This is a genomic window from Escherichia sp. HH091_1A, assembly GCF_030295175.1.
Classification (GTDB): Bacteria; Pseudomonadota; Gammaproteobacteria; order Enterobacterales; family Enterobacteriaceae; genus Escherichia; species Escherichia coli_F.
The window spans coordinates 1,634,684-1,651,994 of the sequence record NZ_AP025747.1 but is presented as its reverse complement, the minus strand read 5'-3'; the positions used below and the strand labels follow the sequence as shown (position 1 = coordinate 1,651,994).

18 protein-coding genes are annotated in these 17,311 nt (G+C 51.9%); 1 reads left to right on the top strand and 17 read right to left on the bottom strand.

Annotated elements, in window-relative coordinates:
* Positions 1–5: 5 nt before the first annotated feature.
* From ompG to pspA, 16 genes are all read right to left on the bottom strand, one after another.
* Entirely contained in the window at positions 6–911 is a 906-nt protein-coding gene (gene ompG / locus QUF14_RS08155) for a monomeric porin OmpG (RefSeq protein ID WP_100733962.1), read from the bottom strand.
* 44 nt (positions 912–955) lie between these two features.
* Complete coding sequence (locus QUF14_RS08150) at positions 956–2,038, bottom strand: ABC transporter ATP-binding protein (RefSeq protein WP_000057969.1); 1,083 nt, start codon at positions 2,036–2,038, stop codon at positions 956–958.
* 13 nt (positions 2,039–2,051) lie between these two features.
* Complete coding sequence (gene pgmB / locus QUF14_RS08145; RefSeq protein WP_000775806.1) at positions 2,052–2,711, bottom strand: beta-phosphoglucomutase; 660 nt, start codon at positions 2,709–2,711, stop codon at positions 2,052–2,054.
* The gene (locus QUF14_RS08140) at positions 2,708–4,975 is read right to left on the bottom strand and encodes a glycoside hydrolase family 65 protein (RefSeq protein WP_100733961.1); all 2,268 of its coding nucleotides are present in this window, start codon (positions 4,973–4,975) and stop codon (positions 2,708–2,710) included. Before QUF14_RS08140 ends, pgmB begins: the two co-directional genes overlap by 4 nt.
* Complete coding sequence (gene ycjS, locus QUF14_RS08135; RefSeq protein ID WP_000833583.1) at positions 4,972–6,027, bottom strand: D-glucoside 3-dehydrogenase; 1,056 nt, start codon at positions 6,025–6,027, stop codon at positions 4,972–4,974. Before ycjS ends, QUF14_RS08140 begins: the two co-directional genes overlap by 4 nt.
* Positions 6,028–6,036: 9 nt before the next feature.
* A complete protein-coding gene (gene ycjR, locus QUF14_RS08130) occupies positions 6,037–6,825 on the bottom strand; it encodes a 3-dehydro-D-guloside 4-epimerase (protein WP_000690245.1) in 789 nt (262 codons plus the stop codon).
* Positions 6,826–6,841: 16 nt separating this feature from the next.
* The gene (ycjQ, locus tag QUF14_RS08125; RefSeq protein ID WP_100733960.1) at positions 6,842–7,894 is read right to left on the bottom strand and encodes a D-guloside 3-dehydrogenase; all 1,053 of its coding nucleotides are present in this window, start codon (positions 7,892–7,894) and stop codon (positions 6,842–6,844) included.
* Between the two features lie 30 nt (positions 7,895–7,924).
* A complete protein-coding gene (locus tag QUF14_RS08120) occupies positions 7,925–8,767 on the bottom strand; it encodes a carbohydrate ABC transporter permease (RefSeq protein ID WP_000224670.1) in 843 nt (280 codons plus the stop codon).
* The gene (locus QUF14_RS08115) at positions 8,754–9,635 is read right to left on the bottom strand and encodes a carbohydrate ABC transporter permease (protein WP_001080777.1); all 882 of its coding nucleotides are present in this window, start codon (positions 9,633–9,635) and stop codon (positions 8,754–8,756) included. Before QUF14_RS08115 ends, QUF14_RS08120 begins: the two co-directional genes overlap by 14 nt.
* A 20-nt stretch (positions 9,636–9,655) precedes the next feature.
* Positions 9,656–10,948 (bottom strand): ABC transporter substrate-binding protein, encoded by a 1,293-nt coding sequence (locus tag QUF14_RS08110; RefSeq protein WP_000597475.1) that lies wholly within the window; start codon positions 10,946–10,948, stop codon positions 9,656–9,658.
* A gap of 13 nt (positions 10,949–10,961) precedes the next feature.
* Positions 10,962–12,641, bottom strand: a complete 1,680-nt coding sequence (locus QUF14_RS08105; protein ID WP_100733959.1) for a sugar phosphorylase — start codon at positions 12,639–12,641, stop codon at positions 10,962–10,964.
* Positions 12,642–12,854: 213 nt separating this feature from the next.
* The gene (pspE, locus tag QUF14_RS08100) at positions 12,855–13,169 is read right to left on the bottom strand and encodes a thiosulfate sulfurtransferase PspE (RefSeq protein WP_000473128.1); all 315 of its coding nucleotides are present in this window, start codon (positions 13,167–13,169) and stop codon (positions 12,855–12,857) included.
* Between the two features lie 74 nt (positions 13,170–13,243).
* Positions 13,244–13,465 carry a phage shock protein PspD gene (pspD, locus tag QUF14_RS08095; RefSeq protein ID WP_001295585.1) on the bottom strand — a complete coding sequence of 74 codons (222 nt, stop codon included), beginning with the start codon at positions 13,463–13,465 and terminating at the stop codon, positions 13,244–13,246.
* 8 nt (positions 13,466–13,473) lie between these two features.
* Complete coding sequence (pspC, locus tag QUF14_RS08090) at positions 13,474–13,833, bottom strand: envelope stress response membrane protein PspC (RefSeq protein ID WP_000907386.1); 360 nt, start codon at positions 13,831–13,833, stop codon at positions 13,474–13,476.
* A complete protein-coding gene (pspB, locus tag QUF14_RS08085; protein ID WP_001274958.1) occupies positions 13,833–14,057 on the bottom strand; it encodes an envelope stress response membrane protein PspB in 225 nt (74 codons plus the stop codon). The genes pspC and pspB overlap by 1 nt, the downstream gene beginning before the upstream one ends.
* Before the next feature lie 53 nt (positions 14,058–14,110).
* On the bottom strand, positions 14,111–14,779 hold the full coding sequence (gene pspA, locus QUF14_RS08080) for a phage shock protein PspA (protein ID WP_000511033.1): 669 nt from the start codon (positions 14,777–14,779) through the stop codon (positions 14,111–14,113).
* 166 nt (positions 14,780–14,945) lie between these two features.
* Here pspA and pspF point away from each other — a divergent pair, with 166 nt between their 5' ends.
* Positions 14,946–15,923 (top strand): phage shock protein operon transcriptional activator, encoded by a 978-nt coding sequence (pspF, locus tag QUF14_RS08075; protein ID WP_000852835.1) that lies wholly within the window; start codon positions 14,946–14,948, stop codon positions 15,921–15,923.
* Between the two features lie 119 nt (positions 15,924–16,042).
* On the opposite strand, the gene puuE is transcribed toward pspF, so the two are convergent.
* Positions 16,043–17,308 carry a 4-aminobutyrate transaminase gene (gene puuE / locus QUF14_RS08070; RefSeq protein ID WP_000069238.1) on the bottom strand — a complete coding sequence of 422 codons (1,266 nt, stop codon included), beginning with the start codon at positions 17,306–17,308 and terminating at the stop codon, positions 16,043–16,045.
* Between the last annotated feature and the right edge of the window lie 3 nt (positions 17,309–17,311).

The window sequence follows — 17,311 nt, the reverse complement described above, 5'->3', positions numbered from 1 at the left end:
CATTATCAGAACGCGTAATTCACACCGACACCTGCATAATGGAATTTATCGCTGTCGCCTTCATCGTGATCCTGCCACTCAAACGCGTATTCCAGCGAAACGGAAAGACCATTCTGGAAATCATAACCGTAAAACAAACCAAGACGGTTAAAATCATGGCCTTCACGTTCGATATCATCCTGCCAGTCCCAGTTACTCCAGCGATCCAACCCAATGCGCGTATACGGTGTTACCGAGTGATTGCCGAGCGTCAGCGGTAAATAGGCGCGAATTTCTTGCGTGGAGAATTCACCGTTATTGCGGCTGTCGTCCATATTGAAGCCGCGCTCGAGATAATAGTTCACCCGCAAGGCAACCGTTTCGTTGAAGGTATATTGCAGACCCGTTTCCGTTTCGACACGGGTATCAGCATAACCGGTCGTATTCAGATCGTTGGCAAATTTATACATCGACAGCCAACCGTTGAAACGTAAATCGTCAGTCAGTTTCACATCCCAGTCTGGCGCGATTTTCCAGCGCAGCATATTTGCCGTGTCTTTACCCGGTTCATCAACGTAGTGATAACCATAGTTACGGAAACCACCGGTCAGGCCGAAACTGAAATCATCGCTTTCGAGAAACTGATAATGCACTTCGAGTTCCGGGCGATCAAACCAGGTTCCACGTTTACCCGCGCTATAATCTACCGGCCCTTCCTGGTAATAAGCCAGCGATATTCTCCACGGCCCATTGGCAGCATTAAAATAGACGGAAGGCTCCGCCAGCCCGTCCATATCTTCGCCATAACCCTCAACGTTTTCTATTTCGTACATCGCGCCGATATTAAAGTGCCAGTCTTTTTTTTCCTCAGCCTGTGCGCAGGCCATTCCCGCACACATCACCAGTGCGGTACAGGGTAATAACTTTTTCATTATTGTTCCTTGTATTATCCTGGGGGAATGCCTTCCCCCTGTATTTAGCGAATTGCTATTTCCGTTTCTGCATCAAAGAAATGACATTTGGTCATATCAAAATGAATAGTGACGTTTTCTCCTGCATGATAATCATTTAACGCACCGGCACGGACCACCAGCTCGTGCCCCCCAACCGTGGTGTAGAGCATAAATTCCGCACCGGTTAATTCCGCCACGCTAATTTTGGCGGAAATGTTATTTTCCTCTTGCGCATCCGGATGAATATCCTCCGGGCGTATTCCCATCACGATGGGCTTATGCAAACTTTCCTGCGTTTTCAGAACCGCTAATTTATCTTCGGGAATGGTTAATTTAAGCGTTTCCGTAACGAATTTATCGCCATCGATCGTGCCGCGAATAAAATTCATTGCTGGTGACCCAATAAATCCGGCAACAAACATATTCGCCGGTTGGTTATAGACCGTTTTCGGCGCACCGACCTGCTGAACAATCCCATCCTTCATAATGACAATCCGCGTCGCCATGGTCATCGCTTCGGTCTGATCGTGGGTCACGTAGATCATGGTGGTGTTCAGTTTCTGATGCAGTTTGCTGATTTCCGCGCGCATTTGTACGCGCAGCTTGGCATCCAGGTTAGAGAGCGGTTCATCCATTAAAAACACGCCCGCTTCGCGCACAATCGCCCGTCCAAGCGCCACACGCTGGCGTTGCCCGCCGGAAAGCGCACCCGGCTTGCGTTTCAGGTACTCACGCAGGCCAAGGATTTGCGCAGCCCAGTTAACCCGCTCATCTATCACCTCTTTGGCGATTTTTTGCATCTTCAGGCCAAACGCCATGTTGTCGTAGACCGTCATATGCGGATACAGCGCGTAGTTCTGGAAAACCATCGCGATATTGCGCGCTTTGGCCGGAACGTCATTCATTCGTTTGCCGTCGATCAATAGATCGCCGCCGCTGATCTCCTCAAGCCCGGCAATCATACGCAGCGTCGTCGATTTACCGCAGCCCGACGGACCGACAAACACGATGAACTCTTTATCGGCAATCTCCAGGTTGAAGTCCTTCACCACATGCACCTGGTTATCGTAGATTTTTTGAATATGTTGTAACGAAAGCTGTGCCATGTTGATTCCTTTGCTATACGTTTTGCCAGAAGGCCGATAACCGCGGCCAGGTCAGAGATTCCGTTGAGGGCAGCAACAGTTGCGCCCCGGTTAAGCCCGTGCCGATCCCCACCGAACGCATACCGCTGGCGTTAATGGCGTCTATGCCCGCCTGCGCATCTTCAATGCCAATGCAGGCCTGTGGAGGCACGCCCAGCCCGGCACAGGCGGCGAGAAAGATTTCCGGGTCCGGTTTCGAGTGTTTAAGTTGGGAAGCGTCCGCGCAGAAGGTGAAAAACTCGCGCAGTTCCAGCGCCGCTAAAATTGTTGGGGCATTCAGAGAGACGGAGGCCAGCCCTACGGAGATGCCTTGCGCCCGAAGATCTGCCAGCAAAGGCCGAATTCCCGGCAGAACAGCGTTAACCGTCAGTTCGCGCAGTGAGTGGACGTAGAGCAGATTTTTGCGATACGCCAGTTGCGCCCGCTCTTGTACGTTAAAGTCGCCCTCTTTGCCCCCATGTTGCAGAATGCGTCGCAGGGACTCATCGCGGCTGATCCCTTTTAACGTCTCGTTAAATTGCGCATCGATGCTGATGCCGATTTCGGCGGCAATCTGCTGCCACGCCTGGAAGTGCAGATGTGCGGTGTCGGTGATCACGCCATCCAGATCGAAAATTACCCCTTGTAGTTTCATTCATCCTCCTGATGCTTGGTAGCGGTCCCATTGAAGGGCAAAATAAAATCACCCAAACAGAAAACAGATTCTTCAGTCACGGAAATAAGCTGACCGTTCAACCGCAGTGAAACGGGCGCAGAAGTTCGAATCGCAATACGCTGCGCGTCGAGAGAGACCTGTAATTCGCAGCCCTGCCAGAACAGAGGGAAAGACAACTGTTGCCACTGCTCAGGTAACGCCGGATTGAGATGTAATTCGCCGTCGCGCACGCTGACTCCGGCAAAACCCTGAATCGCCCCCAGCCAGATAGCGCCAGTTGCGGCGGCATGGATACCGTCATCGCAGCTATGCGGATCAGCACCAAGATCGATTTCACTCCCCTCGCGCCAGAACGGGTAACTCTGCGCAGGCAAGCCACAACGCGCGGCAACAATGCCGTGGATCGCTTTACTCAATGACGAGTCGTGAATGGTGCGCGGTTCATAAAATTGCAGATTGGCGAGACAAGAGGCCGCTGAAAATTGTTCCGGTAGCATGTAATTGAGCATCACCACATCGGCCTGCTTGAGGATCTGCATCTCGTTCACTTCTGCGCGTGAATAATCCAGCAGAATGGTTTGTTTGCCTGCCGCCGCTTTGTATTTCGCCAGATCTATCACCGGTTTCGCCATAAACGAATCATCCTGCGGCAAAACGCCGTCGGGCTGAATTTCTGGCATCCACAGCTCTTTGAGGAACATGTCGGCACGATGAATAAACGCGTCGTCGCTACAGCCAAACTGGCGAGCAATATTCAGCGCCTGTTGGACGTTGTAGCAGGCCATATAACTGGTGTATGCGTTATTATTAACGTGTTCGGTATATTCGTCTGGCCCAATAACATCATGAATTTCCAGACGATCGTTAACCCTTACCGCGCGGCTAATCCAGAACTTTGCGGTCTCCAGCAGTAGCGCCATGCCTTCGTGAGCAATGAAGCTTTCATCCCCTGTTACCTGCCAGTATTGAATAACCGCCCAGGCGATATCGGCAACCAGATGATGTTCCGCCTGCGCTGAGGCCACTTTTTGCCGCAGCCCGGTACGAATGTTAATGGCGGCAAATTCCGGCGTTTCTTCTTCGCCGCTACGTGCGCTCTCCCACGGAAACAGCGCGCCCTGCCAGCCATTGCGTCGCGCTTTCTCCTGCGCGCCAGGCAAGTTGTGCCAGCGATAGCGCAGTAAACTTCGGGCAATCGTCGGTTCGCTAAACAGATGGAACGGCAGCAGAAACACTTCCGTATCCCAGAAAACGTGGCCTTTGTAGCCTTCGCCGGTTAAGGCTTTCGCCGCAATGCTGCTACGCTCGTCGTGGGCGGGCGTCATAATACGCAAATGATAAAGCGCATAGTCTAACGCCCGCTGATCGTGCGCATCGCTACTGTTTACCGTGATACGACGTTTCTGCCACCACTTCTGCCAGTTTTCTGTCGATGCTGCTAGAAGTTGGTCATAACTCTTTTGCCCGCACATTTCGAGCTGGCGAAGCGACGCACTGCCCCACTCGTCTAAAGCGGCTTGTCGGTCATCTCGCCAGTCAATCCACACCCGCTTTTGTAGGGTCAGTGTTTCACCTGTGCGAAGTTGCGCGCTGGTATGTTGCAGCAAACGGCGCTCTTTTGCGGTATAGCACTGCTGAACGTCACCACTCGCCTGACAGTGGCAACTGATTGCCACATCACTGCGCCCATCCTGGGTGGTGTAGATCCCCTGCATCAAATGCTGACCAAACACCCGGACCTGGGTTTCATCCAGATGCTGGCGACCGTGGTTGGTTTGCGTGGCGTTAATGCCTGTTGAGATCAGCACTGATGCCTCGGCGTCCAGCGGGGTAATACTGATTTCCAGCGCGATCAACGGCAGTTGATCTGTCGAAACAAAGCGACGGCTTTCAAGGGTGAACCCTGCGCCGTCGCTCGTGCGCCAGGTAACACTGCGGCGTAATTCTCCACTGGCAAAGTCAAGCTCACGCTGCCACGCTTCGCGGGATAACGAAAAAATCTCGCCGTTTAGGGTAATTTCCATTCCCACCACGTCTGGCAGATTCACCAGTTCGTTGATTTCTCCTTTCCCGGCTCGATGATAAAGCCCTGCCAGATACATGCCGCGCGTCTGCCGCGTGTAATCTTCTTCATGGCTGGCACGAAGCCCAAGATAGCCGTTCCCCTGCGCCATTAATGAGGCATATTTATTCAGGGTATGCTGGCTGAATTGGGGTTCCGTTAATGTTACTGGCCTGGTCATAATTCCACACGCATCCCTGTTTCTGCGGATTGATACAGCGCCGCCACCAGTTGCTGGATGATATACCCTTGCTCGGCGTCGGCAATCATCACTGGCATGCCCTGTACGTGATTGATAAAGGCTTCCATGCTGCGCAAATGACGGTTGTCGTCGGCCAGTTCCCGTTGCATCAGCGTCATTAATTCACCGTTGTTATCGGTATAGATATGCGCCGGAAACAGCGTGGCTCCCGCTTTATCGCCGCAAAAGCTGACGTTCATAATCGACTGTTCGCGGATGTTGAGTGCAAATGATGTCTCGAGCCAAAGAATGCCGCCGTTATGAAATTCAATGGTGCCAAACAGTGAATCTTCGACGCTGTAGGTTGCCGGGTCCCACTCACCAAATTGACCACAGCTCTTTTGCGGGCCGATCTTTTGAAAGCTATGCGCATTCACGCTTTTCACCGCCGGAAAGCCCAGCACATACATCGCGGCATCCAGCATATGAATGCCAATGTCGATCAGCGGGCCGCCACCCTGAAGTTCTTTATTGGTAAACACACCCCAACCGGGAACGCCGCAGCGACGCAGGGCGCGGGCGGTCGTGACGTAAATCTCCCCCAAAACGCCGTTGGTCACCTGTTCACGCAGTTGTTGCGTATCAAGGGCAAAACGATGGTGAAAGTCGTAGGCCAGCACCTTGCCCCGTTTGCGCGCGGTATCACACATCTCCCGCGCCTGTTCTGGTGTCATGGCGGGCGGTTTCTCGCACATCACATGGCAGCCTGCCTCCAGCGCCATCAGGGTATGCTCGTAATGAAAACGGTTAGGTGAACAGACGCTTACCACGTCAGGTTTTACCGCCAGCAGCATGGCCTGCGGATCGTCCCACACGGATGCGTTCCCGTATTTCTCTGCCAACGCCTGCGCCTGGGAAAGGCGGCTGTCACAGACAGCCACCAGTTCCAGATCGTTGCGGGTGCAGTAGTACGAAGCATGAACCTTATCCGCCACCTGGCCCGCGCCTATTATCGCGACCCGCAGCGGAGAGCTTGTCATTGCACTTTTCACAAAGACCTCTTAGCAGGTGCGCAACCAGGCCAAAGAATCACGGTACGCCTGAGCAGGATCTTCTGCCCGAATGCGCCCTTCATACACCACATAGCCCTGATAGTTATCGGCGCGCAGCTGTTCAAACAGCGCGTGGAAATCGAGGGTGCCGCTGCCCGGCTGATAGCGATGGTTATCGGCAATATGCACATGACCAAGCAGGTCACGGTTGTCATGCAGCGCCTGCGCCAGGTTATCCTCTTCGATGTTCATGTGATAGAAATCGCCGATAATCTGCACATGTTTAAGGTTGTTTTCGACGATGTAACGACGAGCATCGGCGAGCGTGTTGATCATGTGGTCCTGATAGCGGTTTAGCGGTTCGAGATACACCACCGTTCCGGTACGCGCGGCCACCTTTTCCAGGAAACGCAGGGAATCGCTCACCATTTGACGATCGCCGTCCAGGCTGCGCGGTGAGGTCATCGGCGGTAAGCGGAAGGTAAACATGCCCCACGCAGCCGGAACGACAATACCTTTACCGCCCACTTCCGCCAGCGCCTCAAGAATGCGCTCGATCTGCTTTAAACCATTAAGACGACGCTCTTCGATAAAGTCGCCAATCCAGCCGTCATAGCCGCCGCAGGCGGTGGTCACCGGTAAACCGGTTTCTTTGATCGCTGCTTTGACTTCTTCGAGATTGTTGACCAGCAGTTTGCCGTCAATCTCAAAACCATCAAAACCCATCTCTTTGATATAACGAAATTTCTCCAGAATATTTTCCGGAAAGAAGGCCTGATTCTGTGTGCCGATTTTCATTTTTCCGTCCTTAGAATTAAAAAGTTACGCCCATTTTGATGCTCTGTTCCGGATGCTGGTCGACATACTTCATGTAGCTTTCCGGGCTGTTAGCAAAGGTCACCACCGGGTCGATTAAATCTTCACAATTGAGATAACCGTTCATCAGCAGTTCCCAGCAGGTTTCTTCAATACGCTTGCGGCTCCAGCGCGGATAATCCGGGTTCGGTTCACTGCACGCACGAGAGAAGACAATTTTGGCGTTGTTGAAATGCGCTTCGCGTCCGAGGTTAAAACCTTCGGCAAATGGTTTGGCAAATGCGACATACGAGATGGTGCCGCCATAAGCCAGGCCGCGCAGTGCCGATTGCAGCGCGTCGGCGTAGCCGCTGGTTTCGATAATCACATCGGCACCCTGCTTGCCGGTCAGCGTTTTAATCTCTTTGCCTACATCCGTGCCAATGGGGTTAAGGCAGAAATCCGCCCCGTGGCGACGGGCAATATCACAGCGATGAGCGATAGGATCGACACCAATCACCACCGACGCGCCAGCGCGTTTTGCCAGTTGAATGGCAATTTGACCAATCGCGCCAAGCCCGACTACCACCACAAAATCGCCCACACGCACGTTGGCATCGCGCACGCCGCTCATGGCAAACTGCGCCGGGTCGTAACAGACGGCGTTTTTCCACGAGCTACCTTGCGGCATTTTGCGCAGTTTGTAGTTATTCACCGCGTTAATGATGACCGTTTCGGAAAGCGGGCCGTAGCCGCATACGCTGTCGCCCACCGCGTAGTCGGTAACCTCGCTGCCGCACTCGATAATGTCGCCAACCACCATGTTGCCAAGCTGGAACTTGCCAAACTCAATGCCGCGCGGCGCATCTGCCGGACGGGGGGTGAACATCTGCCATTCGCCATTAAAGTCTTCATTAATAAACGGGCTGGCGGCGCGGAAATCGACCACTTCCGTCCCGTGTTTCGGCGCGCCGAACCGCACGCGGATCTTCACTTCATTGGCTGAAATCGCCCTGTCTTCATACTCCACCAACGCGGCAACGCGCGGTGCTGTGGCTACTAACTTTTTCATGTAAAACTCCTTGTCAAGAAACTGGCCGCTTTAGCCCTTCACGCCACCGGCGGTCAAACCACTCTTAATAAAACGTTCCGAAAGTGCATACATAATCACCACCGGCAATGCGGTCACCAGCGAGGCCGCCATCATTCGGCCCCAGATGTAATCAGGGGTACTGAACAGCGCGTTCAGGCCTACCGGTAAAGTGAAATTGCTGGCGCTGGAGAGGAAAATCGAGGCAAACAGATAGTCGTTCCACGCCACCATAAAGCAGTAGACGAACACGGATATCAGCCCGGACATCGCCAGCGGTACCGTGATGCGGAAGATGATTTGCAGCCGGTTGAGGCCATCCATCATCGCCGCTTCTTCGATTTCATCGGGGATGGTGTCGAAGTAGCTTTTCAGCATAAACACAGCGGTAGGCAGGGTTTGCGTCACCATGGTGATGATCAGCGCCATCTCGGTGTCATAAACGCCAAGCGCGGTGATGATTTTGAACAGCGGCACCACCAGCAAAATGCCGGAGAACATGTACACCGTGTAAAAGCTGGCGTTGATGGTCATTCGCCCTTTAAAGCGCAGGCGGGAAAGCGCGTAAGCCCCGAGAATGCCGAGAAATACTGCTATCACGGATGAAACTACCGACACCACCAGGCTGTTACGGAAATAATCGACAAACGGGAAAATCACCGGGTTAAAAATGTCGACGTAATGCTCCAGCGTCCACTGCTGTGGCAGCAGCGTAGGATGCAGCGAGATCGCCTCTTTCGCGCTTTTGAACGAGGTCATCAGCATCACAAAAAAGGGAAACAGCGTGATGATGAGAAACAGCGCCAGCCCGCAGTAAAAACCGATGCGACTGAGTGTGCGTTTATTTGTTGCCATTGAGGTTCACCCGTTTTCTGGTCAGCAGAATGACAGCGAAAATAATGATGAAGAGCACCACTGAGATCGCCGCCGCTTTCCCTAAGTCATTAAAGGCAAAGGCGGTTTTGTAGAGATAGACGCCGAGAATATCGACCTTGGTCGTCAGCAAATAAACGTCAGCGAACATGTAGAACATCCAGATGGTACGCAGAGTCACCACCGTCGCCAGGACCGGCATAATCGCGGGCAGCGTGACGATGCGAAACCGTTGCCAGGCATTCGCGCCGTCCATCTCTGCCGCTTCGTACAGCGATTTATCAATGGTCTGCAAAATCGCCAGAAACGAGATAAAGGCATACGGGAAGTAGCGCCAGATGGCGAACAGCACCACCAGCACAAAACTACTGCCCGGGTTATCGAACCACAGCGGCGCCTGCTCATAGAGATGCAGAAGATCGACGCCGAGGTAGTTCACAATGCCGTAGCCGTTGTTGAACATGTATTTCCAGGCGAACACCAGCGAAATGGACGGCGTTACGTAGGAGAGGATTACCAACGAACGCGCGGTTTTGCGCAGGCGAAACTCGCGGTTGAAAAACATCGCCACCGCCAGGCCGAGCACGGTGCTACCTGCCACCACCAGCGCGGTATACCAGACCGTCATCCACAGCGAGTGCCAGAAGCCGGGATCGGAGAGAATACGCACATAGTTGCTCACCCCAACAAACGTTGCCTCGATGTTGGGATTGAGCGGCAGACGTAAAAAACTAATTTCGATATTCGACACCATTGGCCACGCCACCAGACCGCCCAGCAGTAATAAGCTGGGCGCGAGAAGCAGCAGCGCAAAGGGCATATCGGAACGACCTGAAAAAAGCCTGTTCATTGCGGATTCCTGTCCTGGGATTAGTGCTGTTCGATCAGTTCATCCAGCTTTTTCTGGCTCGCTTGCAGCGTGGTTGAGAGATCGGCTTTCCCCACGGTGACGTTATGCACCATTGAACTCACCACACCAGACCCCGTCACATCGCCCATGCGGGTAAAGTTTTTGTCCCCTACCGCACCAAAGACCTGAATGTTTGGCAGTTCGCTAATCAACTGATTCGGCAAGTCTCCCAGCGCCTTAATCACGTCGTTATCTTTCCAGGTGGCAGTCGTCACAACCGCTTTGTTCACCGGCAGCGCCGCGCCTGGCGACATCATCACCCAGTCGGCAATGTTGTCCGCCTGCTCCATAAAGGTGACAAATTTTTCTGCCGCTTCCGTCTCTTCGCTCTTTTGCCCGGCGGTAATGGTCAGCGAGGTCAACATGCCGTAGACCGCCGAGTTTTTCTCGGTTGGCACCACGAAACCGACATTTTTCGGGTCACCTTCTTTAATCACAGCCGGAAGGATATAGGTGGAGTAAATCGCCATCGGCGCGGTGCCGTTCATAAAGGCGTCTTTCACTTCCATAATGTCGTTAGAACCCGGCATGGTGTTGGCAGCAAGGTCGCGGTAATAGGTCAGCGCCTGCATCATCTCCGGCGTATCAAGGGTGATTTTGCCTTCGGCGTTAAAAACGTTGGCCTGATTGGATAACGCAAACTGAGAGAACGATTGTTCCGTCAGTACGCTTTCTGCCGTCGGCAGTGCAATACCGTATTTTTTATTCGCCGGATCGTTCAGTTTCTGTGCGACATCCAGCAACTGTTGCCAGTTTTTCGGCTCATCCAGCCCGGCTTTTGCCAGCACATCTTTGCGATACCAGATACCGCCAATCCATGCGCTGACAGGAACACCGGTCCAGGCGCTACCATCTTCGGTGCGCACAATCCGCAGAACGCCGTCATAAAACGCGCCTTCACCGACATTACTGATGACCGTAGCAACCGCTTTGCGATCGATAAGCTGTTCTTTGTCCATCACTTTCGCGTAGTCATGGCTGGTTTCGATCACTTCCGGCAGCGAGCCGCTACGGGAAAGGGTGATGACTTTGGTGTTATAGGCATCTTCTTCCACCGGCACTTGTTTAACAGTGATGCCTGGGTTTTCTTTTTCAAAACGCGCAATTAACTGACTAATTACCGCCTGGCGTTCCTGTTCCACCGAAGAATGCATAAACTCGATGGAAACATTCGTTTTATTTTCTTCTTTACAACCTGAAATCAGGGCGCAGGAAACCAGTGCTGATAACAGCACGATTTTTGATTTAATCATGAGATGTTCCTTTTTATTTAATCCACATAACCTGCCAGGGGCGCAGCGTTATTTCATTATCCACTATATCAACTTCACTAATCAGATCCCGACCGTGCAGGTCAGTAATATTTATATGCTGAATATTTTCACTGACATTAAACAACCCCGTCAGACAATCACCAGTTGCAGTGCTTCTTCGAATACGCATTACAGATGAATTAACCGTATCGATGGTAAAACTATTATCCGGATGAAATTCTTTATGCCGGCGACGAAGCGTAATTAAATGCGACAACTGATGATATACTGCGTGCCTGAGTGTCGTTTCATCGTTCAGTTCACTGGCTATCTCTTCACTACGATATTTCTTACGGTTAATCGCACGGTTATATCCCAGCTTTTCGACACCAGCGTAATCATTACGTGAACCCAGAATACTTTGAATATAGACAGCAGGCACACCGGGAAAGGTTAACAATATGGCATGAGCAAGAATAAACCGGGCACAGCGTTCTTCGTCACTGCAATCGCGATGGCTCAATGCGTCCATGTAGGTCACATTCATTTCATACGGACTGCGCGTACCATCGGGATTATTTTTCCAGTTTACTAATGCCCCTTCCTGCTGTAACGCCTCGACTAGCGCTAATATCTCGCTTTCAGGCAACAAGCCTCGCAGTGGGTTAAGTCCAATACCATCATGAGACGCGAGGAAGTTAAACCAGGTGGTTTTGCTGGAAGGCAACGTCAGACTTTGCGCCCACTGGCACAGCGCCTGGACGTTCTGTTTTTGCACCGCATGTAACACCAGCGGCGGCAGTGAGAACTGGTACACCATATGCGCTTCGTCATCGCCGTTGCCAAAGTAAGCAATGTTGTCTTTATGCGGGACATTGGTCTCAGTAATGATGACCGTCCCCGGCGCGACGCTGTCAGTAATGGCGCGTAACAGTTTGATAATTTGATGTGTTTTATCCAGGTGGATGCAACTCGTTCCCGGCTCTTTCCACATAAAGCCAACGGCATCCAGACGGACATACTCTGCGCCTTTTTCCAGGTAACACATCAGCACATCTACCATCGCCAGTAATACATCTGGGCTGCGATAATTGAGGTCAATTTGATCGTCGCTAAAGGTCGTCCATAAATGGCGCGTTGAATTATCGTGCATTTTAAACGGCGTTAATAAGGGTAACGCGCGTGGGCGAGTGACGGCGCTAAGATCGGTTTGCGGGTCAACAGCAATGAAAAAGTCTTCAAAGCCTGGCTTTTGTTGTAAATAGTTTTTAAACCATTCACTTTTAGCCGACATGTGGTTGCAGACAAAATCAAACATTAAATGACTGCATTCACCGAGTTGCTGAATATCCTGCCACTCCCCCGCTTCACTGGCGACCTGATGATAATCAATTACCGAAAAGCCATCATCAGATGACCATGGATAAAACGGCAATAAATGAACATGTGAAAAAATGCTTTGCAGCCAGTGATGGTAAAACTGATTAAATGTGGGTAGTGGTTTTAAATCATTACTGTGAAATTGATCGGCATAGGTAATTAACACGACATCACTTTCATCCCAGTGTTTTTTACGTCGCTGTGTAATTAATCTTTTCGCACTCTCAAGACGCGTTACAAGTTTCTGTAAATGAGTCGCGGTAAATGTTCCACCGTAGATTTCGTCCAGGTAATCCGTAATTTTCTGTTTCATGTTGCCTTTCCGTGGTAGCGGTCCCATGAGCCGAGAGACTACTCCGCAGAAAATAAACTGTCAATTGAGCACAAGGGTTTTAGTCACGCAGGAAATCATTTTTTACCAGGGAAAAAGCGTATTTGTGAACTGACGCAAATAATCTATGGGGATGTAAATAAGGTGTGACAGAAAAAGTAAACGGCGCATAAGCGCCGCTTAGGGTGGATTCTTTTAACCTTTGACCTTCGGCATTGCGATGTCTTTCAGGCCGCCAGCGTTCTCAACGTGGGTATATCCCATCTCGCTAAGGATCTCTTTTGCCTGCCCTGACTGGCGTCCGGCATTGCAATACACTTTCACGGTGTCGTTTTTATCCGGAACGGCGGTGGCAATGCGCTCTTTCACTTCCTTCAGGGGAATATTGATGGCTCCCTGAACGTGCTCTTGCTGATACTGCTCTGGAACACGAACATCGATCCAGTGTTCAGCGGCGAAAACGGGCAGTGAAAACACCAGTGTCAGAGCAAGTAAGCCTTTTTTAAACATGTAAGCGTCCTTCTATGGATGAAAATTGCCATCCATAATACGCCTTAGCTTTAACAATTTTTGCGAAACTCCCCTCACCTTTTATAACGCTGCGCCAGTTTATTGGCAGCCCGACTTAACAGCGGTTCCAGCGCCACGGCCAGCAACATTTTCAGCGGTCGGCGAGCAACTGATTTTATCGCCCAGCCAGCTACACCTGCCGGGCCATAGCGCAGTGCGGTAAGAAGTACCAGCTTGCCTGCTAATTTGAAACCAGGCTTCACCTTTTGCCCGGCCTGTTGCCAGCGAGTATTCATAACTTTCCTCACAGTTGACGGAAACGGCTACGTAACGTGAAAGTATCGGAAGTGACATAACGTTCCATCTCGCGTAAACGCGTTTCACTTGCCGCCAGTTCACGGTCGACATCATCCAGCAATTCGCTGCTGGAAGGTAGCTGCTCACCAAAGGCCATGTTGTCCGGCATTGGATCAAGCGCAAATGACAAAATGATGTAAGCAACCAGGGTAAACAGCGCCAGGCCGAAGAAAATCGACAGCACCACCAGGATACGTACCAGTTTTACCGGTACATCAAAATAGTTGGCAATCCCGGCGCAGACGCCACGTACCATGCCCTGCTGTGGAATACGCCATAATTTTTTATTGAGATTAATACCCGCCATTAGCGATCCCTCCAGTTCGGATGTTCTGCATCAAGAATGGATTCCAGTGCCTGAATACGTTCGCGCATCCGTTTTGCTTCATCAGCCAGTTGCGCTAATCGTTGCTGCTCACTTTGCGACAATTCACCGCGACCGGAACGATTGCTGTAATGCAGCCATAACCAGATCGGTAAAACAAACAGCACAAAAATGGTTAACGGAATAGCCAGAAATAGCGCGCTCATAAGGACTCCTTAGACGATGAGCGGCGGCGCGTTCGGACGCCGCCTGGATGTTATTATTGATTGTCTTGCTTCATTTTGGCTTTTAATTGTGCCAGTTGCTCGCTGATTGCATCATCGGCTTTCAGTTCGGCAAACTGATCGTCCAGCGATTTTTGTTTACCGAAGCTGTGGCTTTCTGCTTCCGCTTCCATCTGGTCAATTCGACGTTCGAAAGATTCGAAACGAGCCATTGCTTCATCCAGTTTGCCACTGTCCAGCTGACGACGCACATCGCGCGACGAGTTTGCCGCCTGATGGCGTAACATCAATGCCTGCTGGCGAGCGCGTGTTTCACTCAATTTGTTTTCCAGCTCGCCGATCTCTTTCTTCATACGCACCAGCGTATCGTCCACCAGCGTCACTTCATGCTCCAGGCTCTTAATCAGATCGGTCAGTTTCTGTTTTTCAATTAACGCCGCACGCGCCAGATCTTCTCTCTCTTTCAGCAGCGCCAGTTCGGCTTTTTCCTGCCATTCAACTTCACGCGCCGACGCTTGTTCAATACGGCGAGTCAGCTGTTTCTTTTCTGCCAGCGCACGCGCCGAAGTAGAACGCACTTCAACCAGTGTATCTTCCATCTCCTGGATCATCAGACGCACCAGTTTCTGTGGATCTTCCGCTTTCTCTAATAGAGCGTTGATGTTGGCATTTACGATGTCGGCAAAGCGAGAAAAAATACCCATAATGTTGTCCTCTTGATTTCTGCGTTCAGGATTGTCCTGCTGAACTATTAATACAATTTGCGTGCCAATTTTTTATCTTTTTGATTTATAAAGATCTGATTGAAGAATCAACAGCAACATGCCAGGATGAGTTAGCGAATTACACTAACAAGTGGCGAATTTCATCATGGCAGAATACAAAGATAATTTACTCGGTGAGGCGAACAGCTTTCTCGAAGTGCTGGAACAGGTTTCGCATCTCGCACCGCTGGACAAACCGGTGCTCATCATCGGCGAGCGCGGCACAGGTAAAGAGCTGATTGCCAGCCGTCTGCATTATCTCTCCTCCCGTTGGCAGGGGCCGTTTATTTCCCTTAACTGCGCGGCGTTAAATGAAAATCTGCTGGATTCCGAACTGTTTGGTCACGAAGCGGGCGCGTTTACCGGTGCGCAAAAACGTCATCCAGGGAGATTTGAACGTGCCGACGGCGGTACGCTATTTCTTGATGAACTCGCTACGGCACCGATGATGGTACAGGAGAAATTATTGCGCGTGATTGAGTACGGTGAACTGGAGCGCGTTGGCGGCAGCCAGCCATTGCAGGTGAATGTGCGGTTGGTATGCGCGACGAATGCCGATCTCCCGGCGATGGTCAATGAAGGTACTTTTCGCGCTGACCTGCTCGACCGGCTGGCTTTCGATGTAGTGCAACTGCCGCCCCTGCGCGAGCGCGAAAGCGACATTATGCTGATGGCAGAACACTTTGCCATTCAGATGTGTCGGGAAATCAAGCTGCCTCTGTTCCCGGGTTTTACGGAGCGCGCCAGAGAAACATTGCTGAATTATCGCTGGCCAGGAAATATTCGTGAATTGAAAAACGTGGTGGAACGTTCGGTGTATCGCCACGGCACCAGCGATTATCCGCTTGATGACATTATTATTGATCCCTTTAAACGGCGTCCGCCTGAAGACGCTATCGCCGTTTCAGAAACCACCTCGCTTCCAACGCTGCCGCTGGATTTACGTGAGTTTCAGATGCAGCAGGAAAAAGAGTTGCTGCAACTCAGTTTGCAACAAGGGAAATATAACCAGAAGCGCGCGGCTGAATTACTGGGGTTAACCTATCATCAGTTCCGCGCGTTGTTGAAAAAGCACCAGATTTAGCGAAGTTGGGCAATACAACTTGCCGGATGCGGCGTGAACGCCTTATCCGGCATACATAATGAATACGTCGTTTGCAGGCCTGATAAGCGCAGCGCATCAGACATTATTGCGTTGGGCTATTAATCGCTCAGCGCATCCTGCAATATTTTCATTGCCGCATCGAATTGCGCATCCGGGATGGTCAGCGGATACAGGAAGCGAATCACGTTGCCGTATGCGCCACAGGTCAGCAGGAGCAGCCCCTGCGCCAGCGCGCGTTGCTGGATTTTCTGTGCAATCGCCGCTGACGGCTCGCCCGTTTGCGGATCGTTAAACTCTGCCGCAATCATCGACCCCAGACCGCGTACCGCCGCGATGGCCGGAACGCTTTCTTTGGCATCAATCAACGTATTTGTCAGACGCTGGCCCAGTTGATTAGCGCGTTCACAGAGTGATTCTTTGTCGATAATGTTGAGCACCGCGTGCGCGGCAGCCACCGCCAGCGGGTTCCCGGCGTAGGTACCACCAAGCCCGCCCGGCGCGGGCGCGTCCATAATATTCGCGTTACCGACCACGCCCGAAAGCGGCATCCCGCCCGCGAGGCTTTTCGCCATCGTCATTAAGTCCGGCTTATCGGCGTAGTGATCCATGGCAAACAGTTTACCGGTACGCGCAAAGCCGCTTTGCACTTCATCGGCAATCATCACAATACCGTGCTCGTCGCACAGGCGGCGAATGGCGGCAACCAGCTCTTTTGGCGCAACGTTGAAACCGCCTTCGCCCTGCACCGGTTCGAAAATAATCGCCGCCACCTGCTTCGCTTCAATGTCCGATTTAAACAAGCGTTCGATGGCATCGAGGGAGTCCTGCGTTGAAACGCCATGTAAATCTGACGGATAAGGTACGTGATACACCGAACCGGGGAACGGGCCGAAGCCGATTTTGTACGGCGCGACCTTTCCGGTCAGCGCCATGGTCATATATGTACGACCGTGGAAGCCGCCGCTAAACGCAATCACGCCAGGGCGTCCGGTATGGGCGCGGGCGATTTTCACCGCGTTCTCCACCGCTTCCGCACCGGTGGTGAAGAACGCGGTTTTAGCCTGCCCGCTCACCGGGGCAAGGGCGTTGATTTTCTCCGCCAGGGTGACGTAGCTTTCGTACGGCACAATCTGATACGCCGTGTGGGTAAACTGTTGCAATTGCTGCTCCACCGCCGCGACCAGATCAGGGTGGCGATGCCCGGTATTCAGCACCGCAATGCCTGCGGCGAAATCGATATATTCGTTGCCCTCTACATCCTTCAGCGTGGCGTTTTCTGCCGACTGGGCGAAGAAGTTACACATCACGCCAACCCCGCGTGGGGTAGCAGAAAGACGACGCTGATGGAATTCATTGTTGCTCATGTT